The 19,269-nt window shown below is 40.1% G+C and carries 19 protein-coding genes and 1 pseudogene; 7 read left to right on the forward strand and 13 right to left on the reverse strand.

The genetic code is table 11. From position 1 onward, the window contains the following. Nucleotide 1: 1 nt before the first annotated feature. The 5 genes from atpD to SYN7502_RS05300 form a co-directional block, all read right to left on the reverse strand. Nucleotides 2-1,432 carry a F0F1 ATP synthase subunit beta gene (gene atpD / locus SYN7502_RS05280; RefSeq protein ID WP_015167845.1) on the reverse strand — a complete coding sequence of 477 codons (1,431 nt, stop codon included), beginning with the start codon at nucleotides 1,430-1,432 and terminating at the stop codon, nucleotides 2-4. Nucleotides 1,433-1,551: 119 nt separating this feature from the next. Continuing rightward, entirely contained in the window at nucleotides 1,552-2,184 is a 633-nt protein-coding gene (locus SYN7502_RS05285; RefSeq protein ID WP_015167846.1) for a scramblase, read from the reverse strand. A 118-nt stretch (nucleotides 2,185-2,302) separates the two neighbouring features. After that, nucleotides 2,303-2,731, reverse strand: a complete 429-nt coding sequence (locus SYN7502_RS18150; protein WP_015167847.1) for a CAAD domain-containing protein — start codon at nucleotides 2,729-2,731, stop codon at nucleotides 2,303-2,305. Between the two features lie 134 nt (nucleotides 2,732-2,865). After that, a complete protein-coding gene (locus tag SYN7502_RS05295; RefSeq protein ID WP_015167848.1) occupies nucleotides 2,866-3,285 on the reverse strand; it encodes a hypothetical protein in 420 nt (139 codons plus the stop codon). Nucleotides 3,286-3,313: 28 nt separating this feature from the next. Continuing rightward, nucleotides 3,314-4,750 carry a late competence development ComFB family protein gene (locus tag SYN7502_RS05300; RefSeq protein ID WP_015167849.1) on the reverse strand — a complete coding sequence of 479 codons (1,437 nt, stop codon included), beginning with the start codon at nucleotides 4,748-4,750 and terminating at the stop codon, nucleotides 3,314-3,316. Nucleotides 4,751-4,905: 155 nt separating this feature from the next. Here SYN7502_RS05300 and SYN7502_RS05305 point away from each other — a divergent pair, with 155 nt between their 5' ends. Together SYN7502_RS05305 and SYN7502_RS05310 are read left to right on the forward strand one after the other, a co-directional pair. Next, on the forward strand, nucleotides 4,906-5,517 hold the full coding sequence (locus tag SYN7502_RS05305; RefSeq protein WP_015167850.1) for a hypothetical protein: 612 nt from the start codon (nucleotides 4,906-4,908) through the stop codon (nucleotides 5,515-5,517). Nucleotides 5,518-5,534: 17 nt separating this feature from the next. Further along, nucleotides 5,535-6,320 (forward strand): alpha/beta fold hydrolase, encoded by a 786-nt coding sequence (locus SYN7502_RS05310; RefSeq protein WP_015167851.1) that lies wholly within the window; start codon nucleotides 5,535-5,537, stop codon nucleotides 6,318-6,320. A 52-nt stretch (nucleotides 6,321-6,372) separates the two neighbouring features. Here SYN7502_RS05310 and SYN7502_RS05315 read toward each other — a convergent pair whose 3' ends face one another. From SYN7502_RS05315 to SYN7502_RS05325, 3 genes are all read right to left on the reverse strand, one after another. After that, nucleotides 6,373-6,984, reverse strand: a complete 612-nt coding sequence (locus SYN7502_RS05315) for a HupE/UreJ family protein (RefSeq protein ID WP_015167852.1) — start codon at nucleotides 6,982-6,984, stop codon at nucleotides 6,373-6,375. A 109-nt stretch (nucleotides 6,985-7,093) separates the two neighbouring features. After that, complete coding sequence (locus tag SYN7502_RS05320; protein WP_015167853.1) at nucleotides 7,094-7,795, reverse strand: response regulator transcription factor; 702 nt, start codon at nucleotides 7,793-7,795, stop codon at nucleotides 7,094-7,096. A gap of 26 nt (nucleotides 7,796-7,821) precedes the next feature. Further along, on the reverse strand, nucleotides 7,822-8,913 hold the full coding sequence (locus tag SYN7502_RS05325) for a sensor histidine kinase (protein ID WP_015167854.1): 1,092 nt from the start codon (nucleotides 8,911-8,913) through the stop codon (nucleotides 7,822-7,824). Between the two features lie 118 nt (nucleotides 8,914-9,031). On the opposite strand from SYN7502_RS05325, the gene SYN7502_RS05330 reads away from it, so the two are divergent. Then, a complete protein-coding gene (locus SYN7502_RS05330) occupies nucleotides 9,032-10,117 on the forward strand; it encodes a universal stress protein (RefSeq protein ID WP_015167855.1) in 1,086 nt (361 codons plus the stop codon). A 98-nt stretch (nucleotides 10,118-10,215) separates the two neighbouring features. On the opposite strand, the gene groL is transcribed toward SYN7502_RS05330, so the two are convergent. Together groL and groES are read right to left on the reverse strand one after the other, a co-directional pair. Beyond that, entirely contained in the window at nucleotides 10,216-11,844 is a 1,629-nt protein-coding gene (gene groL, locus SYN7502_RS05335) for a chaperonin GroEL (protein ID WP_015167856.1), read from the reverse strand. Nucleotides 11,845-11,945: 101 nt separating this feature from the next. Continuing rightward, entirely contained in the window at nucleotides 11,946-12,257 is a 312-nt protein-coding gene (gene groES, locus SYN7502_RS05340) for a co-chaperone GroES (RefSeq protein ID WP_015167857.1), read from the reverse strand. A 405-nt stretch (nucleotides 12,258-12,662) separates the two neighbouring features. On the opposite strand from groES, the gene SYN7502_RS05350 reads away from it, so the two are divergent. Next, complete coding sequence (locus SYN7502_RS05350) at nucleotides 12,663-13,466, forward strand: hypothetical protein (RefSeq protein ID WP_015167858.1); 804 nt, start codon at nucleotides 12,663-12,665, stop codon at nucleotides 13,464-13,466. Between the two features lie 53 nt (nucleotides 13,467-13,519). Then, a complete protein-coding gene (locus SYN7502_RS05355) occupies nucleotides 13,520-14,113 on the forward strand; it encodes a PAP/fibrillin family protein (RefSeq protein WP_015167859.1) in 594 nt (197 codons plus the stop codon). Between the two features lie 11 nt (nucleotides 14,114-14,124). Here the strand turns inward: SYN7502_RS05355 and dnaN are convergent, their stop codons facing one another. Further along, on the reverse strand, nucleotides 14,125-15,276 hold the full coding sequence (gene dnaN / locus SYN7502_RS05360; RefSeq protein WP_015167860.1) for a DNA polymerase III subunit beta: 1,152 nt from the start codon (nucleotides 15,274-15,276) through the stop codon (nucleotides 14,125-14,127). Between the two features lie 728 nt (nucleotides 15,277-16,004). Here dnaN and psb32 point away from each other — a divergent pair. Together psb32 and SYN7502_RS05370 are read left to right on the forward strand one after the other, a co-directional pair. Next, a complete protein-coding gene (gene psb32, locus SYN7502_RS05365) occupies nucleotides 16,005-16,655 on the forward strand; it encodes a photosystem II repair protein Psb32 (RefSeq protein WP_246828971.1) in 651 nt (216 codons plus the stop codon). 25 nt (nucleotides 16,656-16,680) lie between these two features. Beyond that, nucleotides 16,681-17,844, forward strand: coding sequence for a sensor histidine kinase (locus tag SYN7502_RS05370; RefSeq protein WP_015167862.1), 1,164 nt, complete (start codon nucleotides 16,681-16,683; stop codon nucleotides 17,842-17,844). 8 nt (nucleotides 17,845-17,852) lie between these two features. Here SYN7502_RS05370 and SYN7502_RS05375 read toward each other — a convergent pair whose 3' ends face one another. Both SYN7502_RS05375 and SYN7502_RS20895 read right to left on the reverse strand, forming a co-directional pair. Further along, entirely contained in the window at nucleotides 17,853-18,926 is a 1,074-nt protein-coding gene (locus tag SYN7502_RS05375; protein ID WP_015167863.1) for a histidine kinase, read from the reverse strand. 100 nt (nucleotides 18,927-19,026) lie between these two features. Next, nucleotides 19,027-19,221, reverse strand: a pseudogene (locus SYN7502_RS20895) (IS1 family transposase); the annotation flags it as partial. Between the last annotated feature and the right edge of the window lie 48 nt (nucleotides 19,222-19,269).

Raw genomic sequence — 19,269 nt, forward strand, 5'->3', positions numbered from 1 at the left:
ATTACTTAGCCTTTAATTTTTCTGCCTTGGCGATCGCTTCTTCGATATTTCCCACCAGATAAAAAGCCTGCTCAGGTAAAGCATCCAATTCACCGGAAAGAATTTTCTTAAAGCCAGTAATCGTTTCTTCTAGGGTTACATACTTGCCAGGTGAGCCAGTAAATACTTCTGCCACAAAGAAGGGCTGAGATAGAAAACGCTCCATTTTCCTTGCACGGGCAACTACGGTGCGATCATCTTCAGACAATTCATCTAGTCCTAGAATCGCAATAATATCCTGTAGTTCCTTATAGCGTTGCAGAGTTTGTTGAACTTCACGAGCCACAGCATAATGTTCATCACTGACAATACCCGGCTGAAGCATTGTCGAAGCAGAACCTAATGGATCAACTGCTGGATAAATTCCCTTAGATGCCAAGCTCCGAGATAGAACGGTAGTAGCATCCAAGTGAGCAAAGGTAGTTGCAGGGGCAGGGTCAGTTAAGTCATCAGCAGGCACATACACAGCTTGAACAGAGGTAATAGAACCATCGGTGGTACTGGTGATCCGCTCTTGCAAGTCTCCCATTTCCGTACCCAAGGTAGGTTGGTATCCCACTGCTGAAGGCATCCGACCTAAAAGGGCTGATACTTCAGAGCCAGCTTGAACAAAACGGAAAATATTATCAATGAATAACAAAACATTCTGTTTAGCAACATCACGGAAATATTCTGCCATAGTCAAAGCTGACAAAGCCACGCGCATTCTGGCTCCAGGTGGCTCATTCATTTGTCCATAAACCAGAGCAACTTGGTTAATTACTCCCGATTCTTTCATTTCTTGGTACAGGTCATTACCTTCACGGGTACGTTCACCTACCCCACCAAATACCGATACACCAGAGTGCTTTTTAGCAATGTTATTAATTAATTCCATAATTAAAACCGTCTTGCCCACACCAGCACCACCAAACAGACCAATCTTGCCACCACGCCGATAGGGAGCTAACAAATCAATAACCTTAATACCAGTTTCAAAGGTAGATGGTTTAGTTTCTAAATTGACGAATAAAGGTGCATCACGGTGAATAGGAAGAGTTTCTTGGGTATCCACAGGCCCCAACTCATCTACAGGCTCTCCTAATACATTAAAAATACGTCCGAGAACGGCATTACCCACGGGAACACTGATTGCTGCTCCAGTATCTGCTGTTTCCATGCCCCGAACTACACCATCGGTGGTACTCATTGCTACGGCTCTAACTTGGTTATCGCCCAGTAGTTGCTGAACTTCACAAGTAACCCGTACATCTTGACCAGCTTCATTTTTTCCAGAGATCACCAAAGCGTTATAAATCTCAGGCAATTTACCGTTGGGAAATTCCACATCCACAACAGGACCAATGACTTTGGTAATGTAACCAATATTTGTTTTTTCTGCGGTAGTGACCATGCTTGCTACTAGCTTTTAAAGTGATTATTAATACTGCCAATCACCAAAATATCATTTTATGGACAGTTTATAGATAGTTTTTAATGGAGAATTTAGAGGCTTACCTTAAAAAATTTGTGCTATCCATACTGAGAACCCGCTTTGGTCTCAAAATATAAAATATCAATAAATATAGCTCCAGCTAAAAGTAATAACTTCTGATCAGAAGTCAGTGATTGATCTATAAAGGTTATCTTAAAATTATCAGCGTCTGTAAATAATTCTTTACCCAGCCCTGACCACTTTTTTTGAATTAGTGAGACATTTCTCCCAGCCTTGGTTACGGGAAAATGCCAAAACCGCCAAAACGGGGAAGACATAGTCATAACGACACGATTTTGAGTATCTAAAAAATCAAACTCCTTATTGAACCAAGCAAAATTCTGCTGCAAACTTCCCACAGGGCGATCGCCTGCTCCATAAATATCTAAGCGATTAAAAAACCAACGAAATGGATGATGGGCTCTAAATACTTTCTGTTGCAGTGTATCCGTACCAATTATGTCAAAAGTGCGCCAATGTCCTAAAAATTGCCGTAGGATCGCATCCCCAAACCCAAGTTTTGCCTCAGCACAATAGCCGATTTCTTGACTATATTCGTTGTAAATTCGGTAACGATTACGAGTCTCAAACCCAAATAGCTCAAACACCTCAAATTTTTGTTTGATCGAAATGGCGTTGCAACTAACTAGCGACTGCAAGAACTTACTCATGGCTGATTAAGCGTATTTTCTTTAATACTTAGCTAATTCTCTAAGGGCTAATTTTCTAAAGCGATACCTAGGACTACATTAAGAATAAGCCCTAGGATTTAGTGATTATATTATTTAACTATTTGCCAATTACTCTTTGCTTAAGAGTTGTAGTTTTGAGGGCAAGTTCACGACGGGTATCTGCAAATAGCAAGTAGCGGTAGGTAAACCAAATAAAGTAAACCAACCCGATTAGTTCTAGCAATGAAGAAAACAGGGGAATATTATTAATAATATTGATGACCCCAATCACAATGGTTAGCAGGGGAATCGCCACCAGGATAATACCAATTAAGGTGAGGGTAGCGAGTTGCTCTTCGGAAATTGCTTTTTTCCAGAGAATTGTTAGTTGTGCCAATGTTGCTCGGACAAATTCCATAAATTGATCTGCGATTTGTTGGGATGCCTCAGGACGCTGACTAAAGGTTGATAATGTAGCAATTTCATTTTTGACATCAACTTGAATGCCAGATTCTTCCTTTACTTCTACTATATTTTCATCAGTCATGGGTTTTCCTCCAATTAAATTTAAAACTCACTGCCTATTAACTCAGCTTATTTAACTCAGCTAAGGATACACAACTTTACTACTTTATGTGTACTGGAGAATGCAATTTTTAATGTTCAGTTAATGAGGATTACTTATCTCAAAAGCCCAAGAATTAAACTAACTACAGAGGCGATCGCTACAACTACAGAAACAATAAAAGCATTGATCGTGGCGGGTTTAACCTGAGCTTCAATCATTTCCTCTTCGGTTTGCGCTTGCCTGCGTCGCTGTTGCTGAATAGTAAAATAAATTAATTGCGATCCAATAAGTAATCCCTGAGGTAGTAAAACCCAACGACTCATAATCAATAATCCTAGCCCACTGCAAAAAGTAAGAATAGAACCAATAAACAGAAACCGATTAATTAAGCGATTTTGCTTGGTATAGGTTAAAGCCTCAAGAGCATCGTCTATAACATTGGCATATCTTGCTTGGCGTAATGCGAATACTCCACCCACCATCCAAAACAAGCCAAATATCCGTAAACTCCACTCTAAAATTGGCAAGACCATATCGCTTAAATTAATTAATTAAATAAAATTAACCCGATGAAACAAAATCTTGAATCACCGTTACCAGATTTTCGGGACTGAGGTCGGGACGATTAAGGATTTTAATTATTTCCAGAATCGCAGTCTGATATTCTAGGTTGAATTGCTTGAAATATAAAGGGTTATTCTTTTTGTAAATTTGACCTTGAAGTTGGGTATGGCTATTGGAAATTAGGGCATTGACGCTTTCCGCTTGATTAGTAAAAAAATACTTACAAATTTGATTAAGTCCCCGTTCACTGGTGGTGTACAAAGGCGGTAATTTATTCAGGGTATGGGCTAAAATTTGTGCAGAGTTTGAGCTTTCATCAAAAATATCAATCATTAAAAATAGAGCTTGGGCTAGTGCTAACTTCTCGATCACATTAACAAATTTCAGCTTGCCTCGCAGGGTATAGAGTTCAAGGAATTTGGTTTCAACACTGGGATTTCTGCTGGATTGTTCTTCTTGTTCATGGTTACTGTGGCGGAGCTTAGAGCGTTGTAGGTACATCTGCACATTACTAGCCTGACTTTGCCTGATATAGTGGATAGAGCCTGATGATGTTTGTGGTGATATTGAGGGCGTTGATGGCGATCGCTGTTCTTTGAGCTTAAGTAAAATTTTAGGTATATCAGACCAGCGCAAATCCTTACGATTAAAAGCCAAGGAAAGACAGCCTAGTAATCCTGCTGGCTCACAAAATAACTCGTCGGGCAGGGGTGTAGAATCATGCAGTGGATCACCCATACGCAAAGAGTGAATGGCACGTTTAACAGCATCGCTAATTTTCGGTTTCATGTCATTAGAAACAAAGCGGATTTGCTGGTTATAGTCATCTAGGGTAGTCACATACATACTCGGTAAACGATTGAGGGCATAGGCAGCAACTTCAATGGGCTTAAACTTAATTCTGATATCTACGGCAAGCTGGGAGTGCTGGGATATTGCCTCTTGAATAACGGGATATTCTATGACATTTACTAAAAAAGACGCATCTATTACTCCCAGAGCCATGTAGTAATATTTACGTCTTTGGGCGATTTGAATCTTACTTTTTAAGTTTTTTCTTTTTTCTTGAATTTTTTGAATTTGCGCTTCGGTGGCGGTAATCTTATGTTTGAAAGTCTGTGCTTTATTAGTTAAACTCTCATATTCCTGTTTGAGCTTACTAAGAGTTTGGGTAACATGAAGGCGATCTCCTAGGATAATTTGGATACTATCGGGGTTATTTCGTACCTTTGCAACTTCCAATGCGCGATTATACTTAACAACCTCATCGTGGGCTTGTTTATATTTCTGCTCAACTCGGCGAACATTTGCCAAGGTGTATGCTAAATCTCGGCGATAGGAGGGTAGTGTTTCTTCGAGCAAAGCTACAGCACTAACTAGGGTGCTATCTGGGATTGTTTCAGATGATATGATTTCCTCTAGATTAATATCCATTTAAAGTTTCTATCAGGTAGGGGATCAAAAGTCAATTCTCAGAGTGATAAGCCTACGGAGAAACTACTTACATTTATGATGGTTTTAAGTTGTAAAATTTGCAGTTAAGCCCAGCCGTTTAAGATTAAGTTTAGGATCAAGAGATCAAAAAATCCATGTCACAATCTCCCCCTCATAATTCTGAAAAAAATATGCCTAAAAGAACAGAATTTGTTACAAAAATGCATAAGGAGTTGGATGACTTGGAAGACATGTTGCTTGATACGTTTACGATATTTGGACGCAAACTAGTTGATGAGGATAAAGCCTATGATCAAATTGATCGAGTACGAGCGGCAATTCCCGAGGCAATTATTAAAGCTCAAGACATCTTAGACTATGAGGAAAAAATTGTCCTAGAGGCAGAACAGCAGGCTAGACAGATTGTCTTACAAGCAGAAGAAAAAGCCCGAATGTTAGTTGATGATTCTAAAATATTACGTCAGGCAGAAATCGAAGCCAATCAGATTCGGCAGCATAATCAAATGGAATCCGAGGCATTGCGATCGCAGGTATTAGCAGAAATCAATCAACTTCGCCAGCAATATAAACAGGAGCAGGAACAAACGCGTAAGCAAGAGATTGCCTATTTACAAAATATGCGTCAAGAAGTTACAGAGTATAGCGATCGCACCCTTGAAGACCTAGAGCGAAAAATGCTAGAGATCACAAAAATAGTTCAAAATGGGCGCAAGTATATTCAAAAAGAACTAAAGTCACAAAAATAAGTCATAAAAATAAGTTGATGCCTAAAAAAACCGTTAAGCTCTCCAAATTTAATGCTGCTTATTTGGATGTGGGTGAAGGCGTGCCATTGGTATTTTTACATGGCTTTTTGGGAAATAGTTCTGCATGGCTACCAATTATGGATGAGTTGAAGGGTGAATTTCGCTGTATTGCCCTTGATTTATTAGGATTTGGAGATTCGGCTAAACCTCAGCTTAAATATAATATTTGGCACCAAGTGGAGTTTTTACAAGAATTTTTAACAGCGATCGCCATTGATCGTTTCTACTTAATTGGACATTCCTACGGTGGTTGGACAGCAGCAGCCTATGCCCTAACCCATAAAACCCACGCCTTAACTTTAATTGCCCCCGCAGGGATCAGAGATGATAGTTTTGTCGGTCGCTATAATTACTTAAAACCTCTACTTTGGGAAAGCCCTCTAGTTGATTGGGGATTAAAAGCAATTGCCCCACTATCTAGCCTGATGGGGAAAAAGCAAGAATTTCAGGTAATTTATGAAGCTCGTCAAGCCTTAGTTTCTCAACCCGTAGCTAAGTCATTTCTCTATGATCGCCTCCGTCCTGAAGATGCGATCGACACTCTCGAACATGATATTCATAAAATTACCGCTCCTACACTAGTTATAGCTGGGGGTAACGATGACACTATTCCACTCTGGCATTGTCAGGTTTATGCCGATAGAGTACCCAATGCAGAAATTAAAATCCTTGAAAATGCTACCCATGCCCTGATTAAAACCCATAGTCAAGAAGTAGCAAGGTTGATTAAGCTTAATAACTAAATACAGCGTTGCATAAGCACTCTTAGTTAGATTTTTGGGGTTAGATTTAGGACTAGTTGCCAGTTAAAGACCCCATCAATAGATAAATTCCACCCAAAATTACGCCACCGCCCGCCCAGCGAATTAAGTTTTCTTTTAAGAATTTTTTAGATGTCAGTGCTGCAACCATACCCAACAGGTGTAATCCCGTAGTTGCTAGGATAAATCCCGCCGCATATTCTAGTCCAGATAACTCTTTGGGCATTTCTGCTCCATGGGCATATCCATGAAACAAGGCTAATATTCCCACAATACCGATACTGACGCGCAAAGGTAAGCGAGTCGCCATCAATACTAAGCCCCCAAGGATCAGATCCGATGCCACAATGCCCTGTTCAACCCAAGGTAATGGCACACCTAAAATGCATAGAACTCCACCTAGGGTCATGACACCGACAAAAGCTAGGGGTACTGCCCAAGTTGCCACGCCCCCCAACTGTGCCGCCCACAGTCCCACCGCTACCATTGCCAAAATATGATCTAGCCCCCCAATTGGATGCTCTAGTCCATGTAAAAAGCCGGATGTTTCACCCGCAATAACGTGAGCGTATGCGATCGCTGGGAACATACCAATCGTAAAGGCAAATATGAACGCAAGTAATCGTTGGCTAAATTTATTGAGCATAATTAGTAGAGATAGATTTTGAGTGCTTAGCTGATGCAATCATATTCAAGCATATAAACTTAATAAGACTCAACTTCCCAAAATTTTATTAAGAATTTATATAAAGAATTTAGGCTATTGGACTAACCAGTTTTTGCCGAATAGCAATGGAAATCGCCTGCTTGCGATCATGAACTCCCAATTTATGCAAAATACCATGCACATGTACTCTTACTGTTCCATGGGCAATAAATAGGATTTCGGCAATTTCTGCATTAGTTTTACCCGTCACCATTAAAGCCAAAATCTCTTGTTCCCTTTGGGTAAGAGGGAGTGTAAGAGCGATCGCTTCATTTTGATTCGTTTTTTGCACTAGTTGATCTGATTGCCAAGTAGATTGCAAGATTGATTGAATTTCTAAAGTAGCGGTAGCATCCCACCAAGAGGCTCCAGCAGCCACAGACCGAATTGCTAAGATTAATTTTTCTGTGGCAATCCCCTTAACACAATATCCTCTAGCTCCCACTTCTACCAATTGGGCAATTAGCGATCGCTCTGTGTGGGAAGTTAATACTAAAATCGGTAATTTAGGATGCTGCTGCTGAAACTGACGACAGGTTTCGATTCCGCCTAGCCCCGGTAAACCTATATCTAGTAAAACCAAATCAAAAGCTTGCTGTTTTGCCAAATCAAGGGCTGTTTCTCCATCCTCAGCCTCGTCTGTAATTTCTATACCTACTTCCTGTTGTAAACGTACCTGCAACCCCAGACGAAATAGTTCATCATCCTCAACCAACAAAATTTGGAGAATTTTCAGGCGATCGCTAATCACTTACTACTTAATACAACTAACTTACTTTACCTAGCAGAATCCAAACTCACATCATGGATTAACACTGGCAATCGTACTCCAAATATAGCACCGTGGGGTAAATGATTCTCAGCCCAAATTGTTCCCCCATGCCCCTCCATAATTTGTCGAGCTAAATATAGTCCTAAACCTGAACCTCTAGCTTGGCGATCGCTAACCCCTTGATAAAATCTTTGAAATAAATACGGCATTTCCTCTAGCTTAATTCCACCACCATGATCAATCACTTTAACCACTTGGTAGGCACTCTCCGCTTCCAAGACCACTTCAACTTTTGTGCCTCGAGGTGAATGATTAATTGCATTAGTAAACAAGTTCAGAAATACCCGCCGCAGTTGCAAGGGATCACCATTGACCCAAAGAGATTTACGATAATCCGATGCCCCATAGTTGATAGATAGATAAACCCGCCGATTTGTCGCAACATGAATCAACTCCCTAGTTACATCCTCAACTAAATTGACTAAATTCACAGGCGCAAGGTGCAGCACCAATCCCTCAACTTCATTACGATAGACATCAAGCAAAGTCTCAACTAACTTCAAGCTATTTTGGTGACTACGAATTACCGTATCTAGTATCTTTACTTGGGAGGTATGAATACTGCCAAATTGTTGATTTTGCAAAGCTGTTAGGGTTTCGATCGCACCTAAAAGGGGAGTTTTTAGATCGTGCACTAGAGTAGAAACAAAATCTTCTCGCATATACATCAGTCTTTCCTGCGCCTGTAGCTGCGCTTGCTGTCCTCCTAAAATTATTTGAGCTTGGCGATTGCGATCGCTTAGAACTCCCGTAACGATTAAAGCAATAACTGTGATTATCCGATTTATCACCGTTGCCCCCTGCACTGGATATTGTCCAGGGAACCAAATATTACTCAAAGTCAGAATTACGGCTAGTCCTGTTAGTTGAAAAGTGATCGAACGGCGGAATTGGGAGTTTGCCAGCAAGATTGGAGCCACATACAAATAACCCATCACATAACTGGGATCAGTGGCAATCTCTAGGCTAAACACACCGATAAATAATCCCAGAATCAAGGCAACTAGAGATGAAGACCGAGATAGGGGCTGAGACATTGTTTAACTTGATCTTTATGTAAGATTTTTTAGGATGTAAGATTTTTAGGAATGTTTTTGTAGGCTTACTATAAACCTGACACAATAAACAATACTTCATTCCCAAGTTTCAGTCCCTATGACTCCTAATCGACGTGGTAAGCATAAAATCTTTATTGGTATGAGTCCGGGTGTAGGCAAGACCTATAAAATGCTGGAGGAAGGACATCGTCTGCTTTCGGAAGGAGTGGATGTAGTAATTGGACTCTTAGAAACTCACAATCGGGAAGAAACCGCTAACAAGGCAATTGGACTGGAACTAATTCCCCGCCAACAGGTGCCATGGCAAGGCATAACCCTACCAGAAATGGATACCAAGGCTATTTTGGCACGTCAACCTCAGCTTGTTTTGGTGGATGAACTGGCACATACCAATGTTCCCGGCTCAGAACGAGAAAAACGCTATCAGGATGTAGAAGTAATACTAGCGGCAGGCATAGATGTATATTCCACTGTAAATATCCAACATATTGAAAGTCTGAACGATACTGTGGCAAAAATTACAGGAGTCATAGTACGAGAACGGATTCCCGATCGCATTCTCGAAGCCGCCGATGAAATTATAGTCGTAGATGTCACACCCGAAACTCTACAGGAACGACTCAAGGACGGCAAAATCTATGCACCTGATAAAATTGATCAGTCGCTAAATAACTTCTTTCAACGTCACCACTTAATTGCGCTCAGGGAGTTGGCACTAAGGGAAATCGCTGACAATATTGATGCGGAAGGCATAGAAGAGGAAAGTCCTCAAAATAACTTTTATAATGTTCAAGAACGAGTTTTAGTCTGTGTTTCTACTTACCCAAATTCTTTACAACTCCTACGGCGGGGGGCAAGAATCTGTACCTATATGCACGGACAACTTTATGTGCTGTTTGTGGAAGACCCCGATCGCTTTTTAACTAAATCTGAAACTCTACATATCGAAAACTGTCAAAGGCTTTGCCAAGATTTTAAGGGTGAGTTTATTAGAGTGAGGGAATATAACATCGCTAAGGCAATCACTCAAACTGCCCAAAAACATCGGATTACGCAAATAGTAATGGGGGAAAGCCAAAAATCACGATGGCAAATGCTCTTAAAAGGTTCATTAACCCAAACAATTCTCCGCCAACTAAAAAATGTGGATATTCATATCATCTCCACTAGCGATCGCCCTTAGGTCTAATTAGATAAAATCAACAAAAAAGGGATGGCATAACCACCCCAAACTTTTTCTATTCTTTTCCTAATTTAAGATTTATCAGTCTTAGATTAGCCTTAGTAATCGTAGTCTCCAGCACCGCCACCAGCAGGAGCAGCAGCTTTTTCTTCGGGCTTATCTACAACAATACATTCTGTGGTTAGAATCATGCCTGCGATCGAAGCGGCATTTTGTAAAGCAGAACGAGTTACTTTAGCAGGATCAACAATACCAGCAGTAAACATATCTTCAAACTGGTTGGTCATAGCGTTATAGCCAGTATTAAAGTCTTTTTCCTTGACTCTTTCGGCAATTACGGCACCATTTTGTCCAGCATTTTCAGCAATACGCTTAACGGGAGCCAATAAAGCCTTGGCTACGATCAATGCACCTGTAAGCTCTTCCGCCTTGAGGTGAGCATTTGCCCAAGTTTCGAGTTCGGGAGCTAGGTGAGCATAGGTTGTCCCACCACCGGGAACGATCCCTTCTTCTACGGCAGCTTTAGTAGCATTGATGGCATCTTCTAAACGGAACTTGCGATCCTTCATTTCAGTTTCCGTAGCAGCACCAACTTTGATTACAGCTACACCACCCGCTAATTTAGCAAGGCGCTCTTGGAGTTTTTCCTTATCAAAGGAGGAATCAGATTCTTCGATTTGGCGACGGATTTGTTCACAACGTGTCTTCACCGCAGCTTCATTACCTTCAGCCACAATGGTTGTAGTATCTTTAGTGATCACAATACGACGAGATTTACCCAGCGCATCTAACTTGACTGTGTCTAAACGTAATCCTGCATCTTCAGTAATAACTTGAGCACCAGTTAGCACAGCAATATCTTCCAGCATGGCTTTACGGCGATCGCCAAATCCAGGAGCTTTAATAGCACACACATTCAAAATGCCACGGAGACGGTTGACCACTAGGGTTGCCAAAGCTTCTTTTTCAATGTCCTCAGCAATAATTAATAGAGGACGACCAGTGCGGGCTACTTGTTCCAGAACGGGTACAAGGTCTTGAACTAGGGCAATTTTCTTATCTGTAACTAATAAGAATGGTTCCTCTAGGGAAGCTTCCATGCGCTCAGAGTCAGTGACAAAGTATGGGGAGATGTAGCCCTTATCAAACCGCATTCCTTCGGTAATTTCCAGTTCGGTAGTCATAGACTTACCTTCTTCGAGGGAAATTACGCCTTCTTTGCCAACCTTATCCATAGCATCGGCAATCATTTGTCCTACAGCCTCATCGTTACCTGCAGAAATTGAGCCAACTTGAGCGATCGCTTTAGAATCGACTACTGGACGAGAATGAGCCGCAATTTTTTCAACTAAGAAACTAGACGCTTTATCAATACCACGCTTCAGGGAAATCGCATTAGCTCCAGCAGCGACGTTACGCATACCTTCTTTGACGATCGCATGTGCCAGTACAGTTGCCGTAGTTGTACCATCTCCAGCCGCATCATTGGTCTTAGAGGCAGCCTGACGAATCAAAGCTACACCAGTATTTTCGACATTATCTTCAAGTTCAATTTCTTTGGCGATCGTGACACCATCATTAATGATTTGGGGAGAACCAAATTTCTTTTCTAAAACGACATTTCTGCCTTTAGGACCAAGGGTAACAGCTACCGCTTCGGTCAAAATATCCATACCACGTTCGAGTGCACGACGGGCATCTTCGTTATATATAATTCGCTTTGCCATAATTTTCTAGCCTTAGATTTAGATTAATTTCGATTAATTGAAGGGATTAAGTAAAGATCAAATTGAAGGTTTATACTTACAAAAAGCCTATCTAGTAAGACCTATGCCACGATCGCTAGAATATCTTTCTCTGCAAGTAAAACATACTCAACACCATCAATCTTGAGTTCATTGCCCGCATACTTGGAGTAGAGAACCTTATCGCCAATTTTGACTTCTAAAGGTTGACGGACTCCCTTATCATCAAGCTTGCCAGCACCAACAGCAGAGACTTCACCAATTTGGGGCTTTTCTTTGGCTGTATCAGGTAAAAAGATGCCACCTGCGGTTTTTTCTTCCTTCTCGCTGATTTTAACAAACACGCGATCGCCCAAGGGCTTCACGGTAGAAACATTTAAAGACACTGTTGCCATAGCGTTTAATCCAATAACAATACTATTTAGCACTCTTGACTGCTGAGTGCTAATGTAGCTGAATTTGGGTAACTCCTACCAGTGTGGTTTACCGAACTAGGAAAAATTCAAAAGTTAAGTTTTAAGTTTATAGGCAATAAATTAACTATAATATTTCTAAATATCTTTATCTTCAAAATTCAGCCGCAGATAAATTCAAGTCCAAAATCAAGCCACAATAAAGGTAAGTTCAAGTCTTATATCCAAATTTTAATGGATAGAATATGGATAGAAATTATGGCTTATTAAAGTTTTCAGAAAAAAAAGAGACAAATCAGAATCGCAAGGCTAGGTTCCCCATTATGGTTTTATATTTCTTTTTGTGCCGCATCAAAAAGCATAATAGTCGAATAATAGAATCTTCCTATGCAATTAATTAAACTAGCTATTAATCTTGGGGCGATCGCTGCCTTTGCGCTTACTTCCATTGGTTTACAACTACCTCGACTGCAGCAAAAGCTAGTGGGACAAACACCAGAGGCGGATCAACGGTGGATACAGCAAGAAAAGGCGCGCCTAAAGTTCTTAAATCAACTACCGCCTAAAGGATTTGGGTTCAATAATATAATTGCTGACCTGACGTTTTTAGGATTTCTACAATATTTTGGTGATGATGTGGCAAGGCTAAAAAATAAAACGGGCTATGTATTAAGTCCCGACTATTTTGATGTCATTATCAGTCGTGATCCCAGACATATTTACGCTTATTTATTCATGTCTAATAGTGTTACTTTATTTGCAGCACAACCCCATCGGGCGATCACTCTCTATGAGCAAGGACTACCATTCATTATTCCTGAAAAACAATATGATGCCTATACCGTATGGCGGAGGCGGGCGATCGATGAATTATTATTTTTAGGGGATAGTGCCGCAGCCCGAAAATCCTATCTTAAAGCGGCGGAGTGGGCAGATCGAGCAACCTTTCCCCCTGATGCCCTCCCAGAAACTAAATTTGTAGCAGCATACTCTCGTGCCTCTGCTGAATTTTTACGTCAAGACCCCAATAGTTCAGCCGCCAGAATTTCCGCCTGGGGATCGGTTTTAACGTCTGCCGTAGATCAGAAAACCTTTCAGATTGCTGTAAATGAGCTAGATAAATTGGGTATGCTAGTCCAAACTGATGCCCAAGGGCGATTACAATTAGTCCCAAAGTCGAAAAATCCATAATTTATCTAAATCATTTATCCTTCTGCGTAACATAGGGATATGAATAATAAAAAATGAATAAAAAACAAGTTTTACTGCAGGCGATCGCTCCATTTCAAATAGGATTAAATCAAAAAGGCTTAAAACCTACAGAAAATCAAACTAAAGAAATCCTATCTGCCGTTGCCTATCTTGAAGAATCAAATCCCAATCCTTCTCCCCTAGAAGTCCCAGAATTACTCTTGGGTGACTGGCGCTTATTATTTACCAGTAGTAAAGAACTTTTAGGACTAGATCGATTACCCATTATCCGCACCCAATACATCTATCAATGTATTCGAGACGGTAAAATTTATAATATCGCTGAATTTACAGGTTTTCCTTTCCTAGAAGGCTTCGTAAGTGTATGCGCTAGTTTTACCCCTGTATCCAGACAACGAGTTAATGTTAGATTTGAACGCTCTGTTTTGGGTTTACAAAGACTCTTAAACCACAAAAATGTTAGTGAATTTGTGAAAATCCTAGAATCTAAGGTAAAGTTACCTGCGGTGGATTTTCCTATTACCAGTACAAATCAAAAAGGATGGTTGGAAACTACCTATTTGGATGAAAACCTACGCATTGGCAGAGGCAATGAAGGCAGTATATTTGTCTTGGAAAGAAAGTAAATAATTCAGCCTTAATTTCTGATTTGCACTGGCATAATTAAATAGGTCATATTCACCGTACCAATTGGCTGAAGAATCACTGGGCTGGTGGCAGTATTAATCTTAATTTGGATTTCCTTACTAGATAGAGCCTTTAGACCATCAAGTAAATATTTGACATTAAAAGCTATATCTAAGTCATTACCAGAGATTTGAGCAAGTACAGATTCTTTACCTGTCGCAACATCAGGGGCATCCACAGTAGCAGAAATTTCCTGGGCGGTTGCATTTAGTGAAAGTTTCACAATATTATTCTTTTGATCTGCTAGAACTCCGATGCGCTCGAGAGCAGAAATAAATACTTCTCTTTCTAGGGTAATTTGACGCTCAAACTGCTTAGGAATCAACTGATTATAATTAGGGTAACTTCCATCAATTAATCGAGAGGTCAGAGTCTGATTGGCAAGAACGAAGATCATCTGATTTTGATCAAACTTAACGGTTATCACTCCTTCTTTTTGATTTTTGAGCATTCTTTCCAGTTCCCGCATTGCTCTAGCTGGAATTGTAACTTCAAGGCTAGTCTGATTTTCTAGCTTGATTGGAATTCCATCCTCTTCCTCTAAGAACTTGGTTTGAATTACGGCAAGTCTATGTCCATCGGTGGCAGCAAATTCTAAAAAGTCAGAGTTCGCAGTGATATGTACACCTGTTAAAACTCGTTTACTTTCATCGGTTGATGTGGCAAATAGTGAAGAATCTAATCCCAGTAAAAGGGACTCTACGGGTAAATAAGTCACTTGACCACCTTCAGTAATTTGGGGTAACTCAGGAAACTCTTCGATCGGTAAGCCATGGACTTGATATTTACCTGAACCGCAAGTAATTAAGGCGATCGCGTCTTTATCGACAGTCCAAGTAATATCTTCATTGGGTAGGCGGGAAACAATATCACCTAATAGTCTAGAAGGCAAAGTAATTGCCCCAGATTCTGTTACATCCGCAGGGAACACAACTTGAATTCCTAGATTTAAGTCAAAAGCAGTGAGACTAAGAGTTTGAGAGCTTTGATCGGCTAAAAACAGAATATTTGCTAAAACTGGATGGGTAGGACGACTGGCAACCGCACGACTGCAAAGGGAAAGGCTGGTACTAAGTTGGGATTGAGAGCAAACAAACCGCATAGAGCTTGAACTAAATTTGAGCAGTGACTTGAAGTGACTAGTGACTTAAGCAGGGATTTGAAAATTAAAAATTAGAAGCCCATACTAGCACTGTTACCTAGAGATGCAACCAAGAAATCAAAATTTTTTCTTTGAACTTTCTCTAAAACTCTACTTCTTGAATATTTTTTAAAATTTAAAATCTTAATAGTAGTAGTAGGGGTTGTGGAAAATGTGGAAAACTTTTTAAAAACTATATTTAGCTATAGCTTTGAAGTTTTTAACCTGTGGATAAATCTGTGGATAAATAGGGAGTTTTTCCACAGAGTATAAATACTTAGTCAAGTTTTTCCACAGATCATGCAGAGTTTTCCACAGCTTTCAGGAAGTTTTCCACATAGTTTTCCACAGGCTAATCTAGCGTTAATCATGATTATTTACAGAAATTAATATAAAATTTAATAAAAATTTACAGATTTTTTAATCAAAAATCTGGATTTGTTGAAGTTTTGTTAAGGGTTAGGTGGTGCTATACAAATGTCAAAATTAAATCAACATTAAAAATGCCAAAATTAAAATTATCTTTAGCTATAAAAATTTTCTGATTGTAAAGCTTTTAATTAATTAAGAATATTTAAAAAAATATGGTGGAACAGGTTATGACATTCGCATTATTAGAGAGAAAATTCTTGAAAAGAGATTTATTAAAAAGAGATAAATTGATACTGCAGAAATTAGTACTAGCAATTGTGAGTTTAATCTTGGTATTTCAGATATTTACGACAGGGGCGATCGCTTCAGAAGTAGCAGATTTACCAGACTTAACACCAGATGATCGAACTTGGGTAATCGATTTTGCTAAGGTTATTAGTAGTTCAACAGAAAGCACTACTTCGGAGGCTTTGGAGAAATTGGCAACTGAAACTGGAAATCAGGTGAGATTTGTGACCATCCAAAGAATTGATTTTGGACAGCCTGCTAGTGAGTTTGTATCAGAACTGTTTGATAAATGGTTTATAACCCCTGAGCAAAGGGCAAAACAAACTTTAGTCCTGCTGGCAACGGAGGATCACCGTGTGGCGATTAAAACAGGGGCAGAGGTTGATCAAATCTTACCTAAGGAAATTGCTGCCAGTATAGCGTCTGAAACTATGCTGTTCCCATCGCAGAAGTCTAACTATAATCAGGCTGTAACTGATGGTATGAATCGCTTGGTTGCTGTGCTTTCTGGTTTAGCTGATCCCGGTGCACCTGTGATTGTGGCAGAAACAGATTTATCAATTAAACCCTCGGAAATTAAAACGGAACCTGTCAGTGCTAGTTTGGTAGTTGGTGGTTTTCTGATTGCGGCAACAGTGATTCCGATGGTGACTTACTATTGGTTTCAAAATCAGTCCTAAAAATTAGGTTCAGAGGGATGGATAGATGCTGAATGTTAGCCCTGATCTGGTTGCTCTAGCTCGATCGCAGGTGGTGTTATTAACCCAAACCCTTGGGGCTGCATCCAGTGTCATGTATGTTGCTGAGGATATATCAGGCGAAAGGCAACCAAATTTGATTGAAGTTGTAACCTACCCTGATACGGTGACATTAGCGGATACGGGATTTAGTAATTCTTTACTGATGCTTCCACCTTCTAGTTTAGAGCAGGGAAGTGCGATCGTCCAACAGGGCAGAATTGTGATTCCTTTACTCTATAAGGATGGAATTATGGGTTTCTTGATGACTGGTCGTGATGATCGAGACTGGACAGATCAAGAGCAAATTCAGATTCAACAGGTTGCTAATACTTTGGCGATCGCCTGCGCTTTGGATCGACGTTCCCACTGGCTGAAACAGAGTATTAGAGATATACAAAGGGATGCGGTAATTAGTCAACAGGACTTTACAGCTTCACTTTTTCATCAGTTGCGAAATCCTCTAACCGCTTTAAGAACCTTTGGGCAATTATTAATTCGGCGGATTTTACCCGAGGATCCTAACCATAATTTGGTCATGGGAATTGTTAGAGAAACCAAACATATTCAAGACCTATTAGTTGAGACCGATACTCTGGCTTCCACATCTACTTCTGTTATCCTTCCGAGTGACTCCGACTTCCCACTCTTACTTCCTCCTGTTTTAGAGATAGTTGCTGTTAACCTAGCGGAGATTTTAGAAAATTTATTATTATCTGCTACAGCGATCGCCCAAGAGAAACAACTTCAACTCACTAGTCATATCCCCCATGAACTTCCGTTTGTCCAAGGTAATGCCATCGCTTTAAGGGAAGTCCTGAATAATTTAATTGATAATGCCATCAAGTACACACCTATGACAGGTAAAGTAGATGTAGTGGCCACGTTTAATTCTGAGCATGTGGAAGTGAAAGTTAAAGATACTGGCGTAGGCATTGATGAATTCGATTTATCACATTTATTTGAGCGTAATTTTCGAGGTCGGCAGGCAAAGGGAAATATTACTGGAACTGGTTTAGGTTTAGCGATCGCCCGAGATTTAGTAGAAAAAATGTCTGGAGAAATTAAAGTGGAAAGTAAACTAAATATAGGTACTTGTTTCACTGTAATACTAAAACGTGCAAATAATTAATAGACTGGTTAATAGACGGGTAAGGTAAAGTGAAAGCTACTACCCTGCTTACCGGCACTATCGACCCATATTCTGCCGTAGTGAGCACGAATTATGCGCTGACATACAGCTAAACCGATGCCATAACCCTCCTGTTCATCGTTTTCTTGGACTCGAAATCGATCTTCAAAAATGCGATCGCGCAGTTTCATAGGAATTCCCAAGCCATTATCAGTAACTGTAATTTCAACTTTTTGAGAAGTGCGATGCAAGACAGCAACGGTAATCTCGCCACCTATGGGAGTATATTTAATGGCATTACCGATGAGATTGATTAAAACTTGACGAACTCTTTCAGGATCGGCATAGACCAATGGCAAATCTGTAGGAATATCTGTGACTAAGGCTTGCTGTTTTGCCTGTAAGCGGCTGATTAACGAGTAATCACTAACCACACTCTTGCAAAGTTCCCCAATTTGAATTTTTTGAAGATAAATTTTAAGCTCAGAAGTACTACCCTGGGATGCTTCTAGGATATCTGTAATCATAATATCTAAAGCTTTGGTTTGATTTCGAGCGTGCTTAAAAAGTTGCATTGCTAAATCGGAGGTGAGTTGCTCATGATTTAGTTCTATAGTTTCCAAAGCTAAGGATATAGCTGTAAGGGGACTACGCAGGTCATGGGCAAGGATGGCAATAATGCGCTCCTTAAATCGTAATTCTTCTTCTAAGATTGCCTTTTCTTGGCTCAGGCGAAACATTTCATCGGCAAGCCGAATTAATTCTGAAGAGTAGGGTATGTCTAATTGATCTAGTGGCTTATCCTCATTAGTGATCGCCTGATTTTGCCAATCTTTCCAGCAATCTGCAAGCTGAGAGATTAAATTTTTACCTGCAATTACCTGACGTGGAGATGGGTTAATTTTAAGCAGAGCAGGAGTCATTATTACCTTAAAATGCTCTGCTAAGTATGGTTGGCTGGAGACATTAATTACTTGTAATCTGGATTGATTGGGTAAATTATGGTGTAAAAACTCTTCTAATTCTTTGATTAGATCACGGGTAATCGGGCGATCGTCAATGAAGAGTAATAGTTGCAACATTGACCTACGCAAATTTATAGTTTGTTCCTAAGATTCTTAATTTTTAATTAAGTTTAGCCTAGTTAGATACATTTTATTAGTCACATTTTATAAATGAGCGTCGTAATCGAAATTTTTCACCCTTAACTCTGGTGATGTATGTCTTGCTAATAATTTGATCGCCATCAGGGATAAAACTTAGATCAATAATCCAAGCATCAGTGACATAGAAATAAGATTACCATGCTGCCATGATTGCCCATAATGGCTCAAAAGTTTTAGCACTGTGATCGCCTACAGTCCATCCAAGGATACCTTTGCATTCATTGGGCTACTACTGTCCACAATAATACTTGCATCTTGC

It is taken from the genome of Synechococcus sp. PCC 7502, from assembly GCF_000317085.1.
Lineage (GTDB): Bacteria > Cyanobacteriota > Cyanobacteriia > Pseudanabaenales > Pseudanabaenaceae > PCC-7502.